The organism is Acidovorax sp. HMWF018 (assembly GCF_003061035.1).
GTDB lineage: Bacteria > Pseudomonadota > Gammaproteobacteria > Burkholderiales > Burkholderiaceae_C > Acidovorax > Acidovorax delafieldii.
In genome coordinates, this window is the sequence record NZ_QAIM01000191.1 from 1 (window position 1) to 1,235 (window position 1,235).

At 68.2% G+C, this 1,235-nt stretch carries 2 protein-coding genes; both read left to right on the forward strand.

The features are described 5' to 3' along the window. Positions 1-3: 3 nt before the first annotated feature. A complete protein-coding gene (locus tag DBR23_RS07080) occupies positions 4-906 on the forward strand; it encodes an ABC transporter permease (protein WP_108497779.1) in 903 nt (300 codons plus the stop codon). After that, positions 900-1,235 (forward strand): ATP-binding cassette domain-containing protein (locus DBR23_RS30355; protein ID WP_146191266.1); only part of this gene is annotated, 336 nt, incomplete at its 3' end. The genes DBR23_RS07080 and DBR23_RS30355, both read left to right, overlap by 7 nt.

Sequence of the window (1,235 nt, forward strand, 5' to 3'; positions counted from 1 at the left end):
GCCTTGCTCACGGGCCTGTGGCCCAACAAGCCGGCGGGTTTCAGCGAATGGGCGTTTACCGAAGAGTTCGCCTGGGGTGCGGGGGGCGTGTCGGCGTTGCTGCTGGCGCTGACCGTGCTGGCCCATCCGCTGGCTGCCGTGGTGCGCCGCGTGCGTGCGGCCGGGCCCTGGCTGGTGGCCATCGCCGTCGGCCTGGCGGTGTGGGAGGTGTTCACCGCCAAGCTGGGCACGCTGCCGCCGCCCTTCTTTGCACCGCCCCAAAGCCTGGTGGAGGTGTACGCCACCGACTGGCCGCGCCTCCTGGAGAGCGCGGGCGCCTCCATCCGCCTGCTAGCGCTGGGCATTGCGATTGGAGCAGCTGCAGGTTTTGTCACGGGCGTGCTGATCGGCTGGTCGCGCCAGGCCAGTTACTGGATCCACCCGGTGCTGCGCATCCTGGGCCCGGTGCCCACCACCGCGCTGCTGCCGGTCAGCTTCTATTTTTTCCCGTCCAGCTGGTCCACGGCGATCTTTTTGATTGCGCTGGGCACGGCCTTCCCGGTGGCCATCCTCACCTGGTCGGGCGTGGCCGGGGTGCACAAGAACTTTTATGACGTGGCCCGCACCATGGGTGCGTCGCCCTGGTTTCTGGTGCTGCGCGTGGCCATCCCGGCGGCGCTGCCGCAGGTGTTTGTGGGCCTGTTCATGGGGCTGGGCGCGGCGTTCTCCACCCTGGTGGTGGCCGAGATGCTGGGCGTGAAAGCGGGCCTGGGCTGGTACCTCACCTGGGCGCAGGGCTGGGCGGCGTATCCCAACATGTATGCGGCGCTCATTGTGATGGCGCTGTTGTTCTCGGGCGTGATCACGCTGCTGTTTGTGCTGCGCGACAGGGTGCTGTCTTGGCAGAAGGGGGTGGTGAAATGGTGAGTTCCGTGACGGTTCCTGAAGTCTCTACGGCGGCCCGTGTGACCGGCGCACGCATTGACGTGCGCAATGTCAGCCACTGGTTTGACCTGCCCGCAGGCCCGCTGCACGTGATCGACGAGCTGGACTTGTCCATAGGACCCGGCGAGTTCGTGGCCCTGCTGGGCCCCAGCGGCTGCGGCAAGAGCACGCTGCTGCGCCTGGTGGCGGGGCTGGAGCCCGCCACCACCGGCGAGCTGCTGCAGGATGGCGCCCCCATCACCCAGCCCGACCCGTCGCGCATCGTGGTGTTTCAGGACCCCACGCTGTTCCCCTGGCGCACCGTGTGGGAC